This window comes from Alienimonas sp. DA493 (assembly GCF_043951915.1).
Classification (GTDB): domain Bacteria; phylum Planctomycetota; class Planctomycetia; order Planctomycetales; family Planctomycetaceae; genus Alienimonas.
Window position 1 is genome coordinate 26024 of sequence record NZ_JBINJD010000022.1, and the last position, 21728, is coordinate 47751.

The following is a 21728-nucleotide window of genomic DNA, read 5'->3' on the forward strand; positions in this document are numbered from 1 at the left end:
GGTTTCGTTCCCACTCGGCCCCTGCCGATGTCGCCCGCCCCGTTCGCCGCCCTGCTGCTCGCGTTCGTCCCCGTCCCGGCCGACGGGGACGGCGGCGCCGCGGTGCGGGCCGCCGAGATCCGCGTCGTCGACGCCGCGACCGGCCGCGGCGTGCCGTTGGTCGAGTTGGAAACGACCCACGGCGTGCGGCTGGTCACCGACAACGCCGGCCGGGCCGCCTTCGCCGAGCCGGAGCTGTTCGGAACCGAGCTTTGGCTGAGCGTCCGCGGCCACGGCTACGGGGTGAAGCCGGACGGGTTCGGCTACGAGGGCGTCCGCGTCACGCCCGCCCCCGGCGAGCCGGTCACGGTCGAGGTGAGCCGCCGGTTTCCCGCCGAGCGCGTCGGCCGCCTGACCGGCGCCGGCCGCTGGCGCGACAGCGCCCTGCTGGGCCACGACGCGCCGCCGGAGTTGAACGGCCGCGTCGCCGGGCAGGACAGCGTGCAGGCGGCGGTCTATCGGGACCGCGTCCGCTGGTTCTGGGGCGACACGTCGCGGTTCGGCCACCCGCTGGGCATGTTCCGCACCGCCGCGGCGACCGCCCCGGTTCCCGATCTGCAGCCGGGCGACGACGTGCTGAACGCCCTGCGATACGACTACCTCACCGACGACGACGGCTTCGTGCGGGCGGCGATCCCGCTGCCGGATCGGCCGGAGGGGGTCGTCTGGATCGACGGCCTCTGCGTCGTGCCGGACGAGACCGGCGAGGACCGTTTGATCTGTCACTACTCCCGCCGGAAGGGGCTGGCGGAGGAGCTGGACCACGGCGTGGCCGTCTGGGACGACGCGGCCGCGGAGTTTCGGGCCGTCTCCACGCTGCCGACCTCGGAGCGGTGGCGGCACCCGAAGACGCACCCGATCCGCTACGAAGCCGACGGCCGCGACTGGCTGCTGTTCGGGGCCCCCACGCCGAACGTCCGCGTGCCGGCGACGCTGGCCGCGGTCCTCGACCCGGAGCAATACGAAGCCTTCGCCCCGACCGCCGACGCCCCGTCCGTCTGGCGCTGGCAGACCGAGGCCCCGCCGGGGGACTCGAACGCGGAGCGGAACCTCCTCGACGCCGGCCGCCTCGATCCCGCGGACGCCCGCTTCCTCCCGGCCGACGCCGCGAACCCGGCGGAGCGCGTCCGGCTGCACAGCGGCACGGTGCGGTGGAACGAGTACCGTCAGAAATGGGTGTTGATCGCCGGGCAGATCGACGGCACGTCCCACCTCGGTGAGGTCTGGTACGCCGAGGCCGACGCCCCGACCGGCCCGTTCCGCACCGCGGTGAAGATCGCCTCCCACGACCGCCAGACGTTCTATAACGTCTGCCACCACCCGTTCCTCGACGCGGCCGACGGCCGGACGATTTACTTCGAGGGCACCTTCACCCGCGACTTCTCCGGCAACCCGGAGCAGGTCCCGCGGTACAATTACAACCAGTTGCTGTATCGGCTCGACCTGGACGCCCCGGCGTTGGGGGCGGCGCAAAATTAATCGGCGGAGCCGGCCGTGAGCCCGCAGCGCAAGCGAGGGGAGGGCGGCTCCGCGTCAGGCGCGGCGGGCGCCACGGTAGATCAGGCCGTGCTCGGTCTTCGCCTTGCGGGCCAGCGTGGGCAGTTCGGCGTCGTAGCCGAGCACGATCAGGGCGTCGCCGGCGGCGAGGACGGCGTCGCCGGGCGGGCGGCGGATGATCTCCTCGTCCGCCCCGTGCTCCTTGGCGCCGCGGTGCAGGGCGACGATCAAAAAGCCGATCCCCCCGGCCGCCTCGACTTCGGCCACCGTCGCGCCGACCCAGTCGGAGCCGGGTTCGATCAGCAGTTCGTTCATTCCCAGCCCGATGCGGGCCAGTTCGTCCTGCAAATCGCTGCGGCTCTCGGCGTCGGTGAGCAAACTTTCGGCGCTGGGCCGGGTAATCAGGGAGGCGATCTTGCCGGCGCCGATGCGGGCCGGCAGCACCACGCTGTGGGCCCCGCTGCGGATGAGCTTCTTCTCGCTGGAGGGATCCTCGGCCCGGGCGATCACGCGGACGTTCGGGTTCACCCCCCGGGCGGTGAGGGTGATGAACACGTTCAGCGCGTCGTTGGGCAGCACCGTGGCGAGGGTTTTGGCCCGGGCGACGCCGGCGGTCTCCAGCGTCTCCTCGGTGGTCGCGTCGCCGAGGACCACGAACAGCCCGGCCTCCTCGGCGGCGGCGAGGCGGTCGGCGTCGTTGTCCACCACGACGAACCGCGTGCCGGCCTCCGCCAGTTCGGCGCAGAGAATCCGGCCGACGCGGCCGTACCCGCACACGATCGCGTGGCCGGTCAGGCGTTCGATGCCCCTGGTCATCCGCCGTCGTCCGAGAAGTTGATTAACCTGCCCCTCCGCGAGGGCCTGCACGAGCCCGCCGACGAGGTACAGCCCGCTGGTGGTGCACACGAGGATCACCCCGATGGTGAACAGCCGCAAGCCGGGCTGGTCGGAGAGGTCCCGCACCTCCCCGAAGCCGACCCCGAACACGGTGATCACCACCATATAAAGCGAGTCGACCCAGCCCCACCCGGCCGCTTTATACCCGCAGACGGCCAGTCCGCAGCTGGCCAGCACGAACCCGGCCCCGGTGGCGATCGTGCGGGCCGGCTTGGTCAAAACGCCGACCCGTCCGCCTCGCCGATCTCACGAGGCATCGTCCAGCAGGAGTCATGGCGTTGCAGGCCGACGTGCGGGTAGTACTCCCGAGCCTTCGGGGCGGCGAGCAGAATCAAGGTGGTGCCGCGACCGGCGGCCTCGTGGACGCGGCGGAGCAGTTCCTTGCCGATCCCCCGGCGTTGAAACGCGGCGTCGACGGCGAGGTCCGCCAGATAGGTGCAGCGGGCGTAGTCCGTCAGGGCCCGGGCCACGCCCGCCAGCCGGCCGCCGGCGCGGGCCGTCAGCACCAGGTCGGCGTTCCGCAGCATGTCCTCCATGACCAGCCGATCGTCCACCGGGCGCCGCTCCGCCAGCGTGGAGCGCCGCAGCACGTCCACGAACTCCTCCACCGGCAGGTCCGGCTCCAACCGATAAACCATCTCGCCCAGGCCGGCGTCCGCCATCAGCTTTCCCGAATAAAATGCTGGGCGAAACTGCGAACCTCTTTGCCGTTGAGCACGTGCACGGTCCGCAGGCGTTCGATCGTCGCGGAGCCCATGCGGCTCAGCGGGACGTGCACGAGCTTCTTTTTATATTTGCGGGCCAGCCGGCGGAAGCCGGCGCCGGGCGGGGCCTCGCTGAGCACGGCGATGTGCCGCTCCTCGGCGTATAAACAGGCGCCGGCCAGCAGGCGTTCCTCCAGCGTGTCGCAGAAGTCCAGCCGCCGGTCCCGCCAGACGTCGATCACCGGCCGCGGGGGGAACAGGAACAGACAGCCGCCGTAGGTCGCCCGGGCGATGCCGGGGCCGATCAGGTCGTCCTTCCAGTCCGAGGCGAACAGGGCCAGCGTGGACTCGTCCGCGTGCTCCGCGTGCCAGGTGATCCGCCAGGGATAGTCCCGCGGGTCGGCCGGGCTGTCGAACAGCATCACGACGCTGTCGATGCCCCCCCGCACCGGCGGCAGGTTCTTCACGTAAAGGTCGCCGGTGTGCCAGTTCCGCAGCGTCTCCCGAATATCGAGCCCGTCCCGCAGGCTGGTGGTGAACTTTTCGCTGCGGGCCAGGTCGGAACCGATCAGCTTCAACGCCGTGTCTTTGACGTGCGTGCGGAAGCTTTCAATCTTGCGATCCTCCGGCGGATAGCTGCACTGGCGAAAGGGGTTCCAGCGTTGCTTCCAGTGTTGTTTGTCGATCTCCGGCGGGCGGCGGTTCAGGTCGATCGTCCGCCAGGTCGTCGGCGGGCCGGGCAGGCGGTTGACGGCCTCGCAGACCTCCCCGTCCGGCAACTGCACGCGGCCCGGGGCGAACTTCATCGTGCGGTACGCCGGCTCCTCGGACAGCACGCCCGGCCGGGGGAGATAGTCTCGGGCGGCCTCCATCAGGTGCACCGCGAAGGCGTCCCCGAAGATCTGCTTCGCCCCCACCGCCAAGGTATATAAATCGGGGGTGAGCCGCCGTTCGATCAGGCTGAGGTTCCGCACGTAGCGGAAATAGGTCGCCATCAGCTTCGGCGTGACCGGCCGGGCCCGCTTTTTGTGCTCGGCGACGTAACGATCCCTCGCCTCTAATAACAGCGCCTTCACGCCGTCGACGGAGAGCGTCTCGTCCGGGTCCAACTCCGCCCGAGCTCGTTCGTAGAGGGCGGTGATGAACGGCAATTCGCCCAGACAGAAGGCCAGCGTGCGGGGGGCGACGGAATAAACCTCCGGCTCCTCGACGTACTCGTCCTCGCGCGGGTCGGCGACTTCGAGGTACGCCTCCCGCACCCACGGCCACTCCGCGAAGGGGACGGGGAAGAAGATGCGATCGTAGACCCGCTCCAGTTGCCGGAGCCGGCCGGCCATGTGCTTGCAGCGCTCGGCGAACTGCCCCTTCGGACGCGGCAGGGCGGGCAGCACCGCGGCGGCGTAGCGGGCCGCGGTGGTCCGTTTGAGGGCGTACGGGTCCGGGACCGGCAGGGCGAACGGTTCGTAGCGGTCCGTTTCGAGATCGACGAAGGCCCGGGCCAGGTGTTCCCCGACGGCCCCCCGCACGGCGGCGACGATCGGCTGGCAGGGGTCCACCGGCACGAAGGAAACGCGGGGGTCCCCCTCCCGGTCGCCGGCGGCGGACTCGGGCGAGAACTCGCCCGGCTCGGCCAGACGGGACCAGTCCTTCGGCTCGGCCTGCACCACCGCGGAGACGGCCGGCAGGTGTTGGACGGCCTCCTCCAGCCCCGCCCGGAAGCTCGGCGGCAGCGGCACGGCGAGACAGTCGAAGGCGTGCTCCACGCCCCCATCGGTCCCCGGCACGCCGTTCAGCATCGCCTGCCGCACGGCAACGGCGAAGTCCCCGCTGCCGTTGACCACCGGAAACGCCGTGATCTTCGGGCTCAGCCGGAACACCCCGGACGGGTCCGGCCTCCCGCGATCGGCGGTCGGGTCGGCGGGGGCGTCCGGCGGGGTCATGCCGGGATCGTACCGCGGGCGACAGGTGGGGTCAGCGGCGGCGCGAGCCCACGCTCTGGCAGAGGTCGAAGATCAGCAACGGCAGTTCGACGAACAGCGTACCGAGTACGTACAGGGCTTCGAGCATCGGGCGTGCACGGTTCCGGAGGTCAGTCGCGGCGGTTCGGGCTGGCCCGGTACAGCTCGACGCAGAGGTCGAGCAATGAGCCCAAAGGGTCCAGATCCAGCAGCAGCGCGAGGAATTCGTCCATGCCCCCGATAACGCCCGCCGCGGCCGCTCGGCTCACTTTTCGTCGCCGGCCTTGCCATACTCGTCCAGCAACGCGGCGAGTTCCTGCACGGTCTCCGCGTGCTGCGGGGCGGCGGCGAGGTTCTCGTTTTCTTCCGGGTCGGTCTCGTGGTCGTACAGCTCCGTGGAGCCGTCGCCCCAGCGGGTGAACCGCCAGCGGTCGGTCCGCACGCTGTAGGCCATGCCGCCGTCCCGCTTTCCCCGTCGCACCTGGGTGTAGGCCGGGCGGTCCCAGGCGGCGGCGGGGTCCTTCAACAGCGGGACCAGCGAGACGCCCTCCAACCGGTCCGGGGCCTTGTCGCTCAACCCGGCGAGGTTGGCGAGCGTGGGGTAAAGGTCGACGAACTCCACCGGCCGTTTGCAGGTTGCGCCGCCGTCGGTGAGGCCCGGCGCCGCGACGATCATCGGGGCCGCCGCGGACCGCTCGTACAGGCTCTGCTTCTTCCACAGGCCCTTCTCGCCGAGGTGGTAGCCGTGGTCGCTCCAGAACACGACGATCGTGTTCTCCGTCTGCCCGGCGGCGTCCAGGGCATCGAGGAGGCGGCCGACGTTGGCGTCGAGGAAGGTGACCGACGCCAGGTAGGCCCGCTTGCCGAGTTCCGCCTGCTCCCGCGTCACGCCGAGCCAGGGGTAGGGTCGGGTGAAGGCGGCGGCGGCCTCCGGCACGCCGGCGGGGCGGCCGTCGAAGGGGGGCACGGTGACGGAGCCGGCGGGGTACGGTGCGAAGTGCGGCTTCGGGGCGACGTAGGGCGAGTGCGGGCGGTAGAAGCCGGCGGCGATGAAGAACGGCTTGTCCGGCCGCTCTTTCAGGTGCTCCCGCATTAGCGCGACCGCCCCGACGGCGACCAGCCCGTCGGTGTGTTCCAGGTCCGTGCCGTCCGCCTCCAACGCCGAGATGCTGCTGCCCAAACCGCGTTTCGGCGTGTAGTTGAGGATGAGCCCTTCCTCGGCGACGTCCCGACCGGCGGGGTTGACGACGCGGTCCCAGCTCGGCGGGTCGTCCAGCCCGTCAGTGCCGATGTCCCCCGGGTTGCCGTAGTGATAAACCTTGCCGACGCGGGCGGACCAGTACCCGTTCCGCTTGAAGAGTTGGGGCAGGGTGACGGCGTCCGGGACGGCCTCGCGGACGGACTTGCGAAGGTCGTAGACCCCCAGCGTGTCCGGCCGCAGGCCGGTGAGCATCGAGATCCGCGACTGATTGCACTGCGGATACTGGCAGTGAGCGTGCTCGAAGGTGACGGCCCGCTTCCGGAGGCGGTCGAGGTTCGGCGTGACGACGCCCGGCTCGTCCAGACAGTTGGTCAGGTCGTCGGCGCAGATCAGCAGCACGTTGGGCCGCTCCGCCGCCGCGGCCGGCGCCGCGAGGAGGGCGAACAACAGGCCGGCCGACAGCCGCGGCAGGAGGGGGCGCAACGACATCCAAACGCTCGCGAGGCAGGGAACGATCCCGCCAACGTACGCTGATGCGTGCGTCGCTTCACCCGTCCCTGGCGCCGACGACCGTCGCGTTCTGCTCCCCTCTCCCCCAAAAGGGGGCGAGGGGGGAACGGCGAGGCGCCCGTTCTCGCAGCCCCCCGCCCTCAGATGATGCCGCCGTGGGTGCGATAGGGGGTGGCGGTGTCCGGCAGGTCGAGGAACCAGATCCGCTCCCAGATGCGGGTGATGTGGCGGAGGTTCTCCGACACGTACAACAGCTGGCGGGCCCGCTCGTCGCGTTCGGTGGCGTAGATCGGGACGACGCAGCCGGTTTGAATCGCGGCGGCCCCCAGCAGCAGGGCGAGGGCGGCGGCCGCTTTGAGACGGCGAGCCCGGGCGGGCCGCACCGTCGTGGAGCGAACCGTTGCGGAGCGGGTCGTCGTGGGGGTGGTCATCGGAGGCTCTCTCCCAAACGGCCGCGGGGCCGGGCGGATACCGGGTCGGGACGCACGCCCCCGCCCGCCCTCGGCGAACCGACGGCGAGGCGTGGGGGCCGGGCCCGGGGCGGCCCGGGGGACCGCCGCGACCCGTCATGCCGGAAGAATCGGCCGCTCCGCCCGTCGGCTTCACGCCGCTTGCCCGGCGAGCGCCGGATGACGCCGATTTTCCGGTTTTACCGGCCCTGAGGCCCCGTTTCCCTTCGCGGCCGAACGGGTTCCGCCTTCCGTTCGCCGCCGGTTTGCCGTCCGTCTGGAACTCTGAATGTTGTGGGGTTCCGTCGCGTTCCGATTCGCCGCACGCTCGGGAGGCTCACGCTCCCCGCTCGCCAGGTTCTCCTCTTCCTCGCCCCGTCAGTCGCCGGCGGAGGTCGCCTGGGGCGGGGGATCGGGCCGGACGGGGGGGCGGTCGGCGCTCTGCGGGGGGGCCGGGGCGTGCGGGGGCGTCTGCGGTTGGGCGTAGCCGCGGTTGGAGGCGGCCGGCGGGGGGACGTTCGCGCCGCCGGACGCGGCCGGCGGGGGGGCGAACTGTCGGGCGTGCTGCTCGCGGAGGCGGGCCTCCTCGGCCTTCTCCCGCTCGCGGCGCTCCATGAGTTTGACGCGCTCCTCCATCTCCTTGCCCGGCTTGAAGGCGACGACGTAGCGGGCCTTCACCTCGACCGGCTCCCCGGTCTTCGGATTGCGGGCCTGCCGGGCGGCCCGGCGCTTCACCTCGAACACGCCGAAGTTCCGCAATTCGATCCGCCGGTCGTCCACCAGCGTGTCCACGATGTGGTCGAAGGTCATCTGCACGACCTCCTTGACCGCCATCTGGGTGAGGCCCAGCTCGTCGGCGATCGCCTTGACGATCTCTTTCTTAGTCACCGGGGCGGAGCGGGGTCGGAGGTGCGGGGACGGTGCGATTCGACGGGCGGAGCTGCCGGCACTGTAGGACCGCCCGCGCCGTAATATCAAGCGGCCGCTTTCGTTACGGCGAACGGTCCGCCCGCGCCCCGACGCGACGGCGGGCCGCTCAATCGAACCGTTCGCCGTCGCGGTATAGCCGCACCGTCTCCCGCCAGCCCCGCACGTCGCGGCGGGGCGGCGCTTTGAAGTACCGCCCCATCCGATGCATCGGCGTCTTGCAGTTCGGGCAGGGAAACGGCCGCTGCGGGACCGCGGCGTCCCAGTTCGACGATCCGGGCTGTTTGAAGCTCACCCGACAATGGAAGCAGGCGAAGTGCACCGTGTTCGTCGGATGCGGCACGCCCGGCGTGCGGTCGGGGGGCGAGGGCATTCCGATAGCCTACGCCGCCGCGACCTTCGCCGCGGCCAACAGCCGGTCTCTCAACCCCGCGGCGTAGCCCGGCGGGTCGACGAAGAACTCCGGCGGCAGCACCCGGTAGCTCTGCATCGAGTCGAACACGTGGTTCCAGCCGACGGCCTCCGCGATGTCGAAGCAGCGGTGGGCCCGGCGGACGCGTTCTTCCGTGTCCTGAAAATTGCGGAACCAGAACCAGGTCCACTTCGGAAAATAGGCGAACCGCACCGGCGGCTTCATCACGCAGGCCCGTAGGATCGGGCAGTCGAACTTGGCGAACTCCTCGTTCACCTTCGGCCCGACCGTGACCGTCTGCTCCCGCCGCAACACGCGCTGGAACAGCTCCTTTCGCACGTCGGCGTCCAGCAGGCGGCCGGAGCGGCGCGCCTCGTGGATCGTGCCCAGGGCCGGGGCGAGGTCGGCGCCGACGAGGGGAACCGCGTCGCTCGGGTCGTCCAGTTCGGCGGTGAGGTAGAACTGGCTCCAGGTGTCGACGAACACGCTGCGGTTGGCCTCTTTGAAGCCGTCCGCGAAGCCCTGCAACATCGCGTGCCGGCGGACCATCTCCGCCCCGTTGAGGGCGTAGCGGTAGGAGATCACCCGGCCGAGGGTGCCCGTCGTCTCGAAGAACCCGTAGGCCCAGAGGGCGCCGTGGGCGGCGATCTCCGCAAAGGCGTGGTTGCCGCCGCTGTCGAGATAGATCCGGTGCAGCAGCGCCGCCCGCTGCCGAATGTCGGCGGGCGTCCCGGCGAGGGCGGTCGCCTCGGCTCTGAGAACGGCGTACCGGGCGGCGAGATCCGTCATCGGGGCGGGGGAGAAGGACCGAGGAACCGACAGCCTACCCGGCGACGCATCGGGATTCGTAACCCGTTCGTTGCTCCCCTCTCCCTGGAGGGAGAGGGGCTGGGGGTAAGGGGGACGCACGGTTCGCCCGCTTTGGCTCTCTGCGGGGAGATGTCTGAGGGAGAGCGTGGCGGACGGTGTACGGCCTGCGGGAATCACCGCCCCCTCACCCCCGACCCCTCTCCCCCAAAAGGGGGGCGAGGGGGGACACGGTCCGCGGACGTCAGAGCGTCCGCCGGTCCGCCTGGCGGCGGATGTCTTGCAGGGGCACCAGGTCGCCCACGCCGGCGCCGGGGCACTCGGTTTTCGTCCGTTCCCAGTCGGCGGGGGTTTCGAGGTTGGAATCCCAGAACGGCCAGGTTCGGCACTGGATCGGCCGGGCTTGGTAGACGGTGCACTTGCGGGTGTCGGGGTCGAGGAAGGTGCAGTCGCCGTTCGGCCGTTCCCGCAGGGAGACGCGGCCGTCGATCAGCCGCGTCCGCTTCAACCGCAACTCGATCAGGCTGATCCCGGCCGCCTCGGCGATCGCGGCCTGCTCCTCCGGGTCCACCCAGATCGCCCCCGGCGTCCCCGTGCAGCAGGCTCCGCAGGCGGTGCACGAAAACCGCAGGCCGTCCGCGTACCAGGGCTCCGGCTTCGTCGTCGTTTCACTCATCCGTCGTCTCGTTCAGCGGAACCGGCGGGTTTGGGCATCGGGCGGGTGTAGGTGGCGCTGGTGATCACCCCGCCGGGGCCGTCGCGGCGGAGGTGCACCTCCAGCACGTCGTACCGGCCGGCGAACGGGCTGGCGGCGACGGTCTCCTCCACCGTCTCCAACGTCGCGGCGGCCTGCGGGGGCGGGGTCGCGTGATCCTCGCCGGGATCGAAGGGCACCTTCAACATGACCTGCAACAGGGTGACGTCCGGGTCCGGGCGGCGGCGACGGCCCCCCTCCACCCGCGGACTGCTGCCGGGCAACGCCTCCGCGAGGGCGTCCGCCAACGGCAGATAGTCCGCGGTGCGGGTGTTCCAGAACCAGAACAGCCCCGCCGTCGTGACGCAGCCCAGACAGATCATCCCCATGACCAGCCAGCTGCCCCGGAACGAGCGGCCGCGGGGGGGCGTCGCCTCGCTCGTCGGTTCGCCCGCCGTCGCCTCGTCTCCCGCCGTCACTTGCGCAGGCCCCCCAGCGCGCCGTCCACTTCGCCGTGCACCCGCTGCGGAGCCCGGATCACGAGGACCTGATACAGATCGAAATAACTGGCGCTCGACGGCCCGCCGTTCACGTCCCACGCATCCGGGGCGACGGTGGATTGGATGAGGTCGATCAGCCGGCGGGCGTTCCGCATCTCCGCCGGCCCGGCGAGCGTCTGGCGGCCCCGTCGGCGGTTCGCGGTGGAGACCCGGCCCCGCTTCAGGTCGCGTTCCCACCGCAGGCCCTTGCGGATCAGGTCGTCGCGGGTCTCGGTGAGTTTGTAGGTGAGGGAGCGCTGCAGGTCGCGCCGTTGGGAGTTCCGCAGGCCGCGGACGGAATCGACGCTGCGGAGCAGCCGCACCCCGCCGGGCACGGTGGCGGCGGCCGGCAGGTCCGGGTTGCGGTCCAGCTGCACGAAGGCGTCGAACCGGGCCCGGAACTCCTCCGGCGAGAGCGGCCGGGCGTCTTCGGCGGCCAGCAGCGCCGGCAGGGAGAGCGTCAGCAGGGCGGCGGTCGTCATGGCTCCGGCTCCGCGGCGGGGGCGTCGGGGTCGTCGTCGGCTTCGTTCGTCTGTTCGTCCCCCGTCCCGTCGGCGGCGGGCGGGTCGGCGGTGAGGTCGGCGACGCGGTAGAGCCGCACGGCGCCGGCGTCGTCGCCGACGGCCAGCAGGGTTTCGTCCGGGGAGAGGGCGAGGCTCCGCACCGGGCCCTCGAAGTCCCCGATCGCCGCCAGATCCCGCACCTTCCCGGCCGGGCCGTCCTCGTCCGCTGCCCCTTCAACCTGCTCTCCTTCCGCCTTCACTTCCTCCGGTTCGAATCGCCAGACGCGGAGTTCGTTGCCGCCCTTGGCCCGTCCGCCGCTGCCGGTGGCGAACAGCGGCTGAGAATCGTCCGACGGCAGCCCGAGCGCCGCGTTGACCGGCCGGGCGTGGCCGCCGTAGCGGCCGACGGGCTGCGGTTCGCCCTGCTCATCGAAGCGGGAGAGCCGGGCGGTCTCGTCGGCCCCGCCGGTGAGGACGTAGCCGCCGCCGGTGCTAAAGGTCACGCACTCCGCGGCCCGGGTGTGCGTCGGCAGGGGGAACAGGGCGTCGAGGGTCGCGGCGTCCAACAGGAACGCCGGGCCGCCCTTGGTGTCGCGGTTCGGGTCGCCGAACACGACGGCGAGTCGGTCGCCGTGCACCGCCAGACCCCGGGCCGGGACGCGGGATTCTTCGCCCAGCGGCTGAACGACGACCGGCTCGGAATCCCCCGGCCACCGGCGGACCGTGCCGTCTTCGGCCCCCGCGAACAGGGCGTCGTCGCTCACGGCCAGCCCGGTGACGTAGCCGCGGGGGCCGGTGAACTTCTTCAGTCCGCGGCCGGCGTCCGGGTCCCAGCGGGTGACGCGGCGGTAGTCGCCGACGGTCAGCACGCCCGGTTCGGCCCACCGCAGCGCCTCGGCGAAGCCGGAGCGGGTTTTGAGCGTGCGCACCGGCTCCCCGTCCTCGGCCCCCAGCAGTTCGACCGCCTCGAAGGTGCCGACGGCCAGCGTCTCGCCGTCGGGGCTGAAGGCGAGGGCGGTGACGCGGTCCTCCACTGTCTTCGCCCAGACGGCCGCCGGGGCCGGGGGACCGTCGGCCGGGGCGGCGGGGCGGAGGCCCTCGGGGAGTTGCAGCCCCTCCGGCAGTCCGGGCGGCTGGGCGCCGGCGGGAAGGGCGAACGCGGTCGCCGACAGCAGCGCCGCAACGACGAGCAGCGACCGACGAACCGAGGGGGGGCGGGACGGGGCGAGCATCGTCCGATTATCCTCCCCGGCCCGTCCCACGCCACCGCCCACGTGTCCGCCGCCCCCCCGCCACCCGCCGCTCCGCCGCCCGTCGACCGCCCGCGGATCGCCGTGCGCGGCCGGTCCCGGTGGGGGCTGTGGTGGCGCGACGAACTCGCCGGCGACCCCCGGTTCACGCTGCTCGGACCGGACGACGCCGACGCCCCGGAGCCGGACGCGACCCTCCGCTGCGAGGGCGGCCGGGTGACGATTGCGGTCCCCCACGGCCCCGACGCGGACGAATTGCCCTTCCGCCCGGCCCGCTTCACCGCGGCCTTCCGGGCGGCCCGGTCGGCGGTCGAGTTTCTGGGCGGGAGTCCGCGGGACTTCACCCTCGTCGAACACACGCAGACCCCGCTGGGCGATCTTGAACAGCACGGTACGGCTCTCGACCGGTTGGAGGCCCGGCTGGACGAACTGCTGGCCCTCTCCGACTGGACCGCCCCCCGGGTGACGCACGTCGCCCGAGGCGAACGGGGGGAGGAGGTGACGTTGCGGACGGAGATCGCCGACGGGGCGACCGGCGGGACGGCCTTCGTCGAGATCGTCCGCGGGGCCGCGGTGCGCTGGGACCGCGGCTGGAGCCTCCGCACCCCCGCGGGCGCCTACCACGCCGGGCTGCTGACGACCCGCGAACCCGCCGGCGAGTTGGCCCCGCGGCCGTGGACGGGGGAGGAGTCGTCCCCGTTGGACGCACTGCACGCCTGGGTCGCGACCGGCGAGCCGTGGCCGGTCACCGCCGAGCAGACCGCGGCGGTCGCGGCGTTGCTGAAGGCGATTGAACGCTCGTAGAGCCGCGACTGTGAGGGAGCGTCCCGAGCGGCCCCCGCTCGCTCTCCGCTCGCCCCCGGACAGAGACGCTCCCTCACGGTCGCGGCTCCATCTCTGAGTCGCGTCGTTTCAACACCGTTCCTCGCACAGCCGGGCGACGGCGTGGGCCGGCAGGGCGGCGGAGACGGCGGGGGAGAGCGCCTCCGCGAACGTGATCCGCTCCACGGTCGGGGGCGGCCAGTCCTTCAACCACGCCTGCAACACCGGCGTACCGGACCCGGCGAGCAGCAGGCGGTCGAACTCCCCGTGGCGGTCGCACAGCGTCTCGACGGCCGTCGTCAGCAGGCTTTCGGCGTGTTGGGCGTAGAGGTACGCGACCATACCGATCTCTCCGTCGGCGATCTCCGACCGATCCGCACAGACCATCCGGGCGAGGCGCCGCTCGCAGTTCTCCCGCGTCGCGGGGCGGCCGTCGGCGGTGTCGCGGTCGTCCGGGTCCGGCGGGAGCGTGCCGAGGGCGACGTAGGCGTCCTTCGCTGTGGCGAACAGCTCCGCGGCGGCGGGAATCGCGATGCGAGCGCCGGAGTCGATCAACAGTTCCCCCGCCACGCAGACCGGCGTGCGGCCGGCTCCGCGGTACAGCAGTTCGTACGACTTCAGCCGTTCGAGGTCCGTCCGCCCCGTCGGGACCGGCACGCCGTCGGTCAGCCAGGTGAAGTCCGTGGTGGTGGAGCCCATGTCGATCAACAACGCCTCCCCCTCCGGCACGCAGCGGCCGACGAAGGTGGCGGTCGCGTGCCAGTTCGCCGCGGCGGTCAGTTGCCAGAACTCCCGGGCGGTGTGCGGGTCCACGAACTCCCCGCTCGTCTGCCAGACCCAGACCGGCCGGCCGTGCGCCACTTCGTCCACCGCGTCGAGGATGTGGGCGACGCCCTCGGCCTTCGTCTCGAAGCAGTCGCACAGTTCGCCGGTCATGGTGACGGCGAGGCGGTCGAACGGGGCGAACCGGCCGCACAGTTCCCCCAGCGCCGCGGCGAGGCCGGCGGGGTTCTGCCAGAGGGCGAAGGGGACGGAGGCGGCGCGGTCCTCGCCGTCGGCGGCTTTGAGGTTCGCGCCGCCGATGTCGAGGCCGAGGGTGGACAAGGCGGAAGGGCGCGGGCGAAAGGCGGAGGGGTTTGGAGCCGCGCCCGCCCGCCACCGCAGCGGGGGGAAGGACCGTTCGGGGAACAGCAGCCGCTCGGCGAGGTTGTCCGGGGTGAGGGCCCGGTAACCGAGGTAGCTGGTCGTGAGGCGAGGGTTCACCTCGATCAGCACCGGGTCGAACGACCCCTCAAACGGTTCGTCGGGGATCACGAAGTCGATCCCCCACCACCCCCGCAGCCCGGGGAGGGCGGCATGCACCTGCCCGACGAGCCGGCGGACGGCTTCTTGGTCCACGTCCGCCGCGGGGACCGTGCCGCCGTGGTAGGAGAGCCGGCCGGGGGAGCCGTCGATCTGGATGTGTTGAAGCCCGGCGGGCAGCGGAGTGTCGTTGATGACGGCGACGGAGCAGGGGCGGCCGGGGATGTACTGCTCGTGGATCAATTGTTCCCCTACCCGGTCCGGCCAATCTAAGAAATCCAGCGCTTTGCTGAGCCCCTCAACGAACTCGTCGTTGTTACGAAAGAGGATCGCGGCGCCTCCTGCCCCATGCCGCGGCTTCATAATTAGTGGGCCGTGGGGCAGGAGATCGCCGCCTTCGATCAGCGGCCACGGCGGAAGGTGCCGCTTGTTGCGCAAGTGGTCGTATGTCCGTCTTTTGTCCCCGCAGATCCGCACCGCGTCCGGCTCCGCCCCCAGCCAGTTGCCTGAGGTTTCCTCTGCTCGCTCCGCCAACAGATCGCCCGTCTCCGGGGCGATGTGCAGCGTGGCGTCGCATTCGGCGGAGAGATTCGGGAACAACTCGTCGAACGCGCCGCCTAACGGCGACGGCGAAACGGGGACGACTTCGACGCCCGCCACGCCGAACGGCGGCAGGCCCTTCGCCCACGTCACGACGACCTCCACCCCCTCGACCCGAACCGCGTCGGCGGCAAGGGCCCGCAGCATGGCGGCGCCCTCGGGGAACAGCGGGTCCGCCTCCGCCCGGTGGACGGCGCCGCAGGTGAGGTGTTCGGAGAGGAAGACGCGCATCGGTCCGGCAGCGTAACCCCATCCTCTCCTTTTTGGGCGGCGGGGCGTTCCGTTCTCAGCAGGGCGAGCAGGTCGGGGACGCGGTTGGCCTGCCGCGCCCGCGGCCGGCGGGGGGCCGGCGCGGCGGCGGACGTTCGAGCGGCGTTTCCCCCCGTCGACCCGAACTGCGCGACTCTGGCCGAAAGGGGGAGGGGGAGAGCGGGGCAGCGAGGGGAGAGCGAGCCGGCCTGTTGGGCCCCCGTCGCGGCCCGCTAGAATGCGGGGTCGGGATCGGCCCCCGCCCCAGCGACGGTCGCCGATCCGTTACCGTTCGCCCCGCTTCGCGGTTGCGCTTCCTGTCATGATCGAAACCGTCACCCCCGCCTTCGACGACCGCGTTCAACCCCCCGTGGCGGACCGCTACGACGCCGTGGTGATCGGCGGCGGCCCCGCCGGCAGCGCCGCCGCGGCGACCCTCGCCGAGGCCGGCAAGAGCGTCGCCCTGCTGGAACGCCAACCGGCCGGCCGGTTTCACGTGGGCGAGTCGCTCATCCCCGAGACCTACTGGAGCCTCAAGCGGCTCGGCCTGCTCGATCGGCTGGAGGAGGTCGGGTTCGTCAAGAAGTATTCCGTCCAGTTCGTGAACGAGATGGGCAAGGAGAGCGCCCCGTTCTACTTCGACCTGGACGACGCCGGCCGCCCCAACGGCAAAGAGGGCACGCAAACCTGGCAGGTCGAGCGCGGTCCGTTCGACCGCATGCTGTTGGAGCGGGCGGAGGAGCTGGGGGCCGTCGTCCGCACCGACGCCCACGTGCTGGACGTGCTCTGGGACGGGGAGCCGCTGGACGCCGACGGCAAGCCGAACGCCGACGCCAAGGCCGCCGGGGTGAAGGTGAAGTTCGGCCGCGGCGACGCGGCCTTCACCAAGGAGATCCAGTCCGAGGTGTTGATCGACGCCACCGGGCAGACGGCCTTCATGGGCCGCCGGCTGGGCACGATGCAGGCCGACCCGCACCTCAAAAAGGGCACCCTTTGGAGCTACTGGGAGAACGCGGAGCGCTCCCCGGACGACCCCCGCGAGGACGGCTGCACCGTCATCATTCAGGGGAAAGAGAAGAAGTGCTGGTTCTGGTACATCCCGCTGGGCGACGGCATCACCTCGGTGGGCTGCACCGGGGATATGAGCCACATGTTCGGCCCGCACCGCTCCTCGCCCGCGGAAACCTACGAGAGCGAAATCGCCGCCGCCCCCGGCATCGCCAAACGGCTGGAGAACGCGACCCGCGTGCGGGACGTGTTCACCACGAAGGACTTTTCGTATTACAGCGGCGTCGGCGCCGGCAACGGCTGGACGCTGGTGGGGGACGCCTTCGGCTTTATCGACCCGGTCTATAGCTCCGGCGTGTTTCTGGCGCTGGACAGCGGCATCCGCGGCGGCGAAGCGGCCGTGAAGGCCCTGAACGCCGGCGACGTCTCCAGGGAGACGCTGGGCGCCTGGCAGCCGGAATATAAAAAGGGCGTGGAAAACTTCCGCAAGCTGGTCTACGCCTTTTACGACGACAGCTTCAGCATCGGCGGCTTCCTGCGGGATTTCCCGCAATATAAAATGGGCATCGTGGACGTGCTGATCGGCAACGTCTTCCGCCCGGAACTGGACGAAATGTTCCGGCACATGCCCCAAAGCCGCCGGGCCGCGACCGCGGCGTAGTTCGCGCTGCGGCGCCGCCGGCCCGACCGCCCCCGTTCGCTTAGGCCCCTCCGTTCGCTCAGGCCCCTCCGTTCAGAACCTGCCATGGCTCGTTGGCCGGGACTCGCCCAGTTCCAACTGACCGGCCGCGCGGCCCTCGTCACCGGCGGGTCGAAGGGGCTGGGCGAGGCGATGGCCGCGGGGCTGGCCTCCGCGGGGGCGAACCTCTGCCTCGTCAGCCGGCACGGGGACGAGGCCGCCGCGGCGGCGGAGCGGATCGCCGACGAGTACGGCGTGCGGGCGCTCGGCGTCGCCGCGGACGTCGCCGACGAGGCCGCCGTCGTCGCGATGTTCGACCGCTGCGAGGCGGAGTTCGGCCGGCTCGATATTCTGGTGAATAACGCCGGGATCAACGTCCGCGGGCCGATCGACGAACTGAGCCTGGAGCAGTTCCGCGCCGTGCAGCGGCTGAACGTGGACGGGCTGTGGCTGTGCTCCAAGTACGCCCTCCCGGCGATGAAGCGGGGCGGGTACGGGCGGATCGTCAATTTGGCCAGCACGCTGGGGGTCGTCGGGCTGGCCGACCGCACCCCCTACGCCAGCAGCAAGGGAGCCGTGGTCCAAATGACCCGGGCGCTGGCTCTGGAGGTGGCCGGGACGGGCGTCACCGTCAACGCGATCTGCCCCGGGCCGTTCCTCACCCCGATGAACGCGCCGATCGCCGACACCGAGGAGGCGAAGCGCTTCGTCGTCGGCGCCACGGCCCTGGGCCGCTGGGGCGAACTGCACGAAATCCAGGGGGCCGCCATCTTTCTGGCCAGCCCCGCGTCCAGCTACATGACCGGCAGCCTGCTGACGGTCGACGGCGGCTGGACCGCCCGCTGAGGCGTTCGCGGTCGCCCGTTCGGGCCGCAAGGATACCCCCCGGGGGAATGTCCCGATTCCCGCGGGTCGGCCCGTTCCTACGATGCCGGTCCGTCTCGTATTGAATCGGATTCTCACATGTCCAACCTGCCCGTCGTCGACGCCCCGCCCGCCGCCAAGCCGGCCGCCAAGCCGGCGAAACCGGCGTGCGGGTCCTGCTGCGGGGCGGACGACGGGATCCCGGAGAACCCCGCCGCCGGCTTGGCCGGGGCTCCGCCGGGCCGGGTTACGTCGCGCCACGCCGCCGGCGGCCGGGTCTGGACCTGCCCGATGCACCCGGAGGTGGAGCGCAGCGCCCCCGGCGACTGCCCAAAGTGCGGCATGGACCTCGAACCGATCGAGGAGCCCCTCCCGCAGGCCGCCTCCGACCACGGCGCCCACGGCCCCGGCGACGGGCACGGCCACGGCGACGAATCCGGCAGCGACCTCGCCGCGGTCACGCGGCGGTTCTGGATCGCCACGGCCCTCGCCGTGCCGGTGGTCGTTCTGGCGATGGGGCCGATGCTCGGCCTGCCGGTCGACGATTGGCTCAGCCCGGCGGCGAACCGCTGGCTGCAACTGGCGTTCGCCCTGCCGGCGGTCCTGTGGGCGGGCTGGTCGATCCTCGAACGGGGCGTGCGGAGCCTGTGGCCGCCGCGGCCCAATATGTTCACCCTGATCGGCCTGGGGGTCGCCGCGGCGACGGTCTACAGCGTGATCGCCACGGCGGTTCCCTCCGCGATCCCGGAGGCGTTCGGCGAGGGCGGCCCGGACGGCAACGTGCTTCCGCCGGTCTATTTCGAGGCGGCGGTGACGATCGTGGCGCTGGTGCTGCTCGGCCAAGTGCTCGAACGCCGGGCCCGCCGCCGGACCGGCGACGCGATCCGCGAGTTGATGAACCTCGCCCCCGCCACCGCCCGGCGGGTGCGACGCGCCGGGGAGCAGGGGGACGGCCGGGAGGAGGAGGTCCCGCTGTCGGCGGTGCAGCCGGGCGATCGGTTGCGGGTGGTCTCCGGCGCCGCGGTGCCGGTGGACGGCACGGTGGCCGAGGGCGGGTCGCACGTGGACGAATCGATGCTGACCGGCGAGCCGGAGCCGGTCCGCAAGGAGCCCGGCGACGAGGTGACCGGCGGCACGGTGAACGGCAGCGGGTCGTTCACGATGACGGCGGAGCGGGTGGGGGCGGACACCGTGCTGGCCCGGATCGTCACGTTGGTGGCGGAGGCCCGCCGCAGCCGGGCGCCGGTGCAGGACCTCGCCGACCGCGTCGCCGCCTGGTTCGTCCCCGCCGTGGCGCTGTGCGCCCTGCTGACCTTCGCCGGCTGGTCGCTGCTGAGCGACCGTCCGGACCGGCTGGCCGTCGGGGCGGTGGGGGCGCTGTCGGTGCTCATCATCGCCTGTCCCTGCGCGTTGGGGTTGGCGGTGCCGATGAGCGTGACGGTGGGCGTCGGCCGCGGGGCGAAGGCCGGCGTGCTGGTCCGCGACGCCGCGGCGCTGCAGGGCTTGGCGAACGTGGACGCGGCGCTGCTGGACAAGACCGGCACCGTGACCGAGGGCGCCCCGCGGGTGACGGAGGTCGTGCCGGCCGCCGGGACGACCGCGGAGGACCTGCTGCGGCTCGCCGCCGCGGCGGAGCGGGGCAGCGAACACCCCCTCGCCGCGGCCGTTCTGGCCGCGGCCGCGGAGCGGGGGCTGACCGTGCCGGACTCCACGGACTTCGCCTCGATCACGGGGCGGGGGGTGGCCGCGACGGTGGACGGCCGCCGGACGTTCGTCGGCTCGCGGGAGCTGTTGGTCGGGGAGAACGTCGCCGAGGCGGACCTGCCCGCCGACCCGGACGCCCTGCGGGCCGCCGGCCGCACGGTGGTGTTCGTCGCCGCCGAGGCCGACGGGGGCGGAGAAGCCGCGCTGCTCGGCCTGCTGGGGATCGCCGACCCGATCCGCAAGGACGCGAAGGCGACGATCGCCGGGCTGCGGGACCTTGGTTTGACCGTGCGGCTGCTGACCGGCGACGACGCCGGCACCGCGGCGGCGGTCGCGGGGCAGGTGGACGTGGCGGCGGAGGACGTGACCGCCGGCGTCTCCCCGGAGGGCAAGCACGACGCCGTCCTCGCCCTGCAAAAGCGGGGGCGGAGCGTGATGATGGTCGGCGACGGGGTGAACGACGCCCCGGCCCTGGCCGCCGCGGACGTAGGCTGCGCCGTCGGCGGCGGCGCCGACGTGGCGATCGGGGCGGCGGACGTCACGCTGGTCGGCGGGGACGTGGCGGCGATCGCCCGGGCCGTGCGGCTGGGCCGGGCCGTGATGGGCAACGCCAAGCAGAACCTCGCCCTGGCCCTGGTCTACAACGCCTGCGCGATTCCCGCGGCGGCCGGGCTGCTGACGGCGCTGTTCGACGTGCCGCTCTCCGTCGTGCCGATGCTCGCCGCCGCCGCGATGGCCTTCAGCGACGTGAGCGTCATCGGCAACGCCCTGCGGCTGCGGGGGGCGAAGCTGGAGGCGTAGGAGCCGCTCCGCGGATCGTCTCACGAACCGGGAGGCCCCGTGGGAACGGGGCGTCCCGACGGCGGCGCGGAGCCCGCCGTGCGGTCCGCAGAGCGGACCCTACGCCCCGGTCCGCTTTCGCCGCCGCCGGGACGCCGCCACACTGCCGGGCCGCTCCCGTCCCGGCCGCCGGCATGTTCGCTTCGTTCCCGCACCTTCTCGCCCAGGCCGGCGGCGGCGGCGGTTACGGCGGCGGAGGAGGCGGCGGCTTCGGCGGCGGCGGCGGCGGGGGGTTCAGCGGCGGCGGGGGCGGCGGGTCGGGCGACGGCGGCGAGGCGCTGATCGCCTTGGTCCACCTGACCGTCCGCTACCCGCACATCATGATCCCGGTGTGGATCGTCCTCGCGCTGGTCTTCTACTACGGCAAGAACGAGGAGAAGTCTTACCGCGTCAGCCGCACGATCCGCCGGGGCAAGAAGGTTCAGGAGCGGGACCGCCGCGAAGGCGCCCTGCAGAAAGTGCGGGACCGCGACCCCGCCTTCACCGAAGAGCTGTTCCTCGATCGCGTCTCCCACGCGTTTCTCACCACCCAGTATGCCTGGAGCGAACAGAACCTCTCCACCTGCCGGGCCTTTCTTTCCGACGGCGTCCACGAGCGGTTCGAGCTTTATATCGGGATGCAGAAGGCGGAGGGGATCCGCAACCGGATGAAGCGGGTGACGGTGGGATCCGCCAGGATCGTCTCCGTGGAGAGCGCCCCCCACTTCGACACGATCCACGTCCGCATCGCCGCCGCGGCGGTCACCTACAACGAGAGTCTGACCACCGGGAAGCGGGTCTCCGGCGGCAGCGATTCGAGGCCGACGCCGTTCACGGAGGTGTGGTCCTTCTCCCGCCGACCCGGGGTGCAGACCAGCGCGGACCGCTCCGTGCTGGAGGGCCGCTGCCCGAACTGCGGCGGCCCGGTCGCGATCGTGGACCGGGCGGAGTGCCCGCAGTGCGGCTCGATCGTGAACTCCGGCCAGTACGACTGGGTGCTGGCGGAGATTACGCAGGACTCCGAGTGGGTCGTCCCGCCGGCCGGCGCCGCCGTGCCCGGCTGGGAGGAGCTGCGGCGGGCCGACCCGCACCTCAACGTGCAACACGTCGAAGACCGGGCCTCCGTCGTCTTCTGGCGGGCGATGATGGCCGTGTACCACGACGACTTCGCCCTCGCCGCCCCGGTCGTGCAGCGGGGGGCGGAGACGGTCCCCCGCCGCTGGCACCGGGGCGAGGACCGCTTCTGGAAGACGCCCGCGGTCGGCGTGGTGGAGTTGGTCCGCTGCCAGCCCGC

19 protein-coding genes are annotated in these 21728 nt (G+C 72.1%); 6 read left to right on the forward strand and 13 right to left on the reverse strand.

Going from position 1 to position 21728, the window contains the following annotated elements:
* Positions 1-27 precede the first annotated feature (27 nt).
* Entirely contained in the window at positions 28-1518 is a 1491-nt protein-coding gene (locus tag ACG2DA_RS05435) for a hypothetical protein (RefSeq protein ID WP_395254458.1), read from the forward strand.
* A 54-nt stretch (positions 1519-1572) separates the two neighbouring features.
* Here ACG2DA_RS05435 and ACG2DA_RS05440 read toward each other — a convergent pair whose 3' ends face one another.
* The 12 genes from ACG2DA_RS05440 to ACG2DA_RS05495 form a co-directional block, all read right to left on the reverse strand.
* On the reverse strand, positions 1573-2652 hold the full coding sequence (locus tag ACG2DA_RS05440) for a potassium channel family protein (protein ID WP_395254459.1): 1080 nt from the start codon (positions 2650-2652) through the stop codon (positions 1573-1575).
* Positions 2649-3095 (reverse strand): GNAT family N-acetyltransferase, encoded by a 447-nt coding sequence (locus ACG2DA_RS05445; RefSeq protein ID WP_395254460.1) that lies wholly within the window; start codon positions 3093-3095, stop codon positions 2649-2651. The genes ACG2DA_RS05440 and ACG2DA_RS05445 overlap by 4 nt, the downstream gene beginning before the upstream one ends.
* Complete coding sequence (locus ACG2DA_RS05450; RefSeq protein ID WP_395254461.1) at positions 3095-5077, reverse strand: hypothetical protein; 1983 nt, start codon at positions 5075-5077, stop codon at positions 3095-3097. The genes ACG2DA_RS05445 and ACG2DA_RS05450 overlap by 1 nt, the downstream gene beginning before the upstream one ends.
* A gap of 283 nt (positions 5078-5360) precedes the next feature.
* Entirely contained in the window at positions 5361-6785 is a 1425-nt protein-coding gene (locus ACG2DA_RS05455) for a sulfatase (protein ID WP_395254462.1), read from the reverse strand.
* A gap of 161 nt (positions 6786-6946) precedes the next feature.
* Positions 6947-7237, reverse strand: coding sequence for a hypothetical protein (locus tag ACG2DA_RS05460; RefSeq protein ID WP_395254463.1), 291 nt, complete (start codon positions 7235-7237; stop codon positions 6947-6949).
* A 396-nt stretch (positions 7238-7633) separates the two neighbouring features.
* A complete protein-coding gene (locus ACG2DA_RS05465) occupies positions 7634-8143 on the reverse strand; it encodes an HU family DNA-binding protein (RefSeq protein ID WP_395254464.1) in 510 nt (169 codons plus the stop codon).
* A gap of 148 nt (positions 8144-8291) precedes the next feature.
* On the reverse strand, positions 8292-8555 hold the full coding sequence (locus tag ACG2DA_RS05470) for a hypothetical protein (RefSeq protein ID WP_395254466.1): 264 nt from the start codon (positions 8553-8555) through the stop codon (positions 8292-8294).
* 9 nt (positions 8556-8564) lie between these two features.
* Entirely contained in the window at positions 8565-9383 is an 819-nt protein-coding gene (locus tag ACG2DA_RS05475) for a hypothetical protein (RefSeq protein WP_395254467.1), read from the reverse strand.
* Positions 9384-9645: 262 nt separating this feature from the next.
* Complete coding sequence (locus ACG2DA_RS05480) at positions 9646-10077, reverse strand: YkgJ family cysteine cluster protein (protein WP_395254468.1); 432 nt, start codon at positions 10075-10077, stop codon at positions 9646-9648.
* Entirely contained in the window at positions 10074-10574 is a 501-nt protein-coding gene (locus ACG2DA_RS05485) for a hypothetical protein (RefSeq protein ID WP_395254469.1), read from the reverse strand. The genes ACG2DA_RS05480 and ACG2DA_RS05485 overlap by 4 nt, the downstream gene beginning before the upstream one ends.
* On the reverse strand, positions 10571-11116 hold the full coding sequence (locus tag ACG2DA_RS05490) for a hypothetical protein (protein ID WP_395254470.1): 546 nt from the start codon (positions 11114-11116) through the stop codon (positions 10571-10573). Before ACG2DA_RS05490 ends, ACG2DA_RS05485 begins: the two co-directional genes overlap by 4 nt.
* Positions 11113-12369, reverse strand: coding sequence for a WD40 repeat domain-containing protein (locus ACG2DA_RS05495; protein ID WP_395254471.1), 1257 nt, complete (start codon positions 12367-12369; stop codon positions 11113-11115). The genes ACG2DA_RS05490 and ACG2DA_RS05495 overlap by 4 nt, the downstream gene beginning before the upstream one ends.
* A 42-nt stretch (positions 12370-12411) precedes the next feature.
* Here ACG2DA_RS05495 and ACG2DA_RS05500 point away from each other — a divergent pair, with 42 nt between their 5' ends.
* Positions 12412-13191 (forward strand): hypothetical protein, encoded by a 780-nt coding sequence (locus ACG2DA_RS05500; protein WP_395254472.1) that lies wholly within the window; start codon positions 12412-12414, stop codon positions 13189-13191.
* A 108-nt stretch (positions 13192-13299) separates the two neighbouring features.
* On the opposite strand, the gene ACG2DA_RS05505 is transcribed toward ACG2DA_RS05500, so the two are convergent.
* A complete protein-coding gene (locus tag ACG2DA_RS05505; RefSeq protein WP_395254473.1) occupies positions 13300-15342 on the reverse strand; it encodes an ATP-grasp domain-containing protein in 2043 nt (680 codons plus the stop codon).
* 340 nt (positions 15343-15682) lie between these two features.
* Between ACG2DA_RS05505 and ACG2DA_RS05510 the strand changes: the two genes are divergently transcribed.
* The 4 genes from ACG2DA_RS05510 to ACG2DA_RS05525 all read left to right on the forward strand — a co-directional run.
* The gene (locus ACG2DA_RS05510; RefSeq protein ID WP_395254474.1) at positions 15683-17029 is read left to right on the forward strand and encodes an NAD(P)/FAD-dependent oxidoreductase; all 1347 of its coding nucleotides are present in this window, start codon (positions 15683-15685) and stop codon (positions 17027-17029) included.
* A gap of 84 nt (positions 17030-17113) precedes the next feature.
* Entirely contained in the window at positions 17114-17893 is a 780-nt protein-coding gene (locus ACG2DA_RS05515; protein ID WP_395254475.1) for an SDR family NAD(P)-dependent oxidoreductase, read from the forward strand.
* A 117-nt stretch (positions 17894-18010) separates the two neighbouring features.
* Positions 18011-20416 carry a copper-transporting P-type ATPase gene (locus ACG2DA_RS05520; RefSeq protein ID WP_395254476.1) on the forward strand — a complete coding sequence of 802 codons (2406 nt, stop codon included), beginning with the start codon at positions 18011-18013 and terminating at the stop codon, positions 20414-20416.
* Between the two features lie 173 nt (positions 20417-20589).
* On the forward strand, positions 20590-21728 hold a 1139-nt coding region (locus ACG2DA_RS05525; protein WP_395254477.1), incomplete at its 3' end, for a TIM44-like domain-containing protein.

Bases quoted from the DNA above. Each gene is read 5' to 3' on its own strand.
- ACG2DA_RS05470 (WP_395254466.1), bottom strand. From the start codon at position 8,555: ATGCCCTCGCCCCCCGACCGCACGCCGGGCGTGCCGCATCCGACGAAC.
- ACG2DA_RS05445 (WP_395254460.1), bottom strand. From the start codon at position 3,095: ATGGCGGACGCCGGCCTGGGCGAGATGGTTTATCGGTTGGAGCCGGAC.
- ACG2DA_RS05475 (WP_395254467.1), bottom strand. From the start codon at position 9,383: ATGACGGATCTCGCCGCCCGGTACGCCGTTCTCAGAGCCGAGGCGACC.
- ACG2DA_RS05490 (WP_395254470.1), bottom strand. From the start codon at position 11,116: ATGACGACCGCCGCCCTGCTGACGCTCTCCCTGCCGGCGCTGCTGGCC.
- ACG2DA_RS05450 (WP_395254461.1), bottom strand. From the start codon at position 5,077: ATGACCCCGCCGGACGCCCCCGCCGACCCGACCGCCGATCGCGGGAGG.
- ACG2DA_RS05505 (WP_395254473.1), bottom strand. From the start codon at position 15,342: ATGCGCGTCTTCCTCTCCGAACACCTCACCTGCGGCGCCGTCCACCGG.
- ACG2DA_RS05515 (WP_395254475.1), top strand. From the start codon at position 17,114: ATGGCTCGTTGGCCGGGACTCGCCCAGTTCCAACTGACCGGCCGCGCG.
- ACG2DA_RS05460 (WP_395254463.1), bottom strand. From the start codon at position 7,237: ATGACCACCCCCACGACGACCCGCTCCGCAACGGTTCGCTCCACGACG.
- ACG2DA_RS05480 (WP_395254468.1), bottom strand. From the start codon at position 10,077: ATGAGTGAAACGACGACGAAGCCGGAGCCCTGGTACGCGGACGGCCTG.
- ACG2DA_RS05455 (WP_395254462.1), bottom strand. From the start codon at position 6,785: ATGTCGTTGCGCCCCCTCCTGCCGCGGCTGTCGGCCGGCCTGTTGTTC.
- ACG2DA_RS05520 (WP_395254476.1), top strand. From the start codon at position 18,011: ATGTCCAACCTGCCCGTCGTCGACGCCCCGCCCGCCGCCAAGCCGGCC.
- ACG2DA_RS05495 (WP_395254471.1), bottom strand. From the start codon at position 12,369: ATGCTCGCCCCGTCCCGCCCCCCCTCGGTTCGTCGGTCGCTGCTCGTC.
- ACG2DA_RS05510 (WP_395254474.1), top strand. From the start codon at position 15,683: ATGATCGAAACCGTCACCCCCGCCTTCGACGACCGCGTTCAACCCCCC.
- ACG2DA_RS05435 (WP_395254458.1), top strand. From the start codon at position 28: ATGTCGCCCGCCCCGTTCGCCGCCCTGCTGCTCGCGTTCGTCCCCGTC.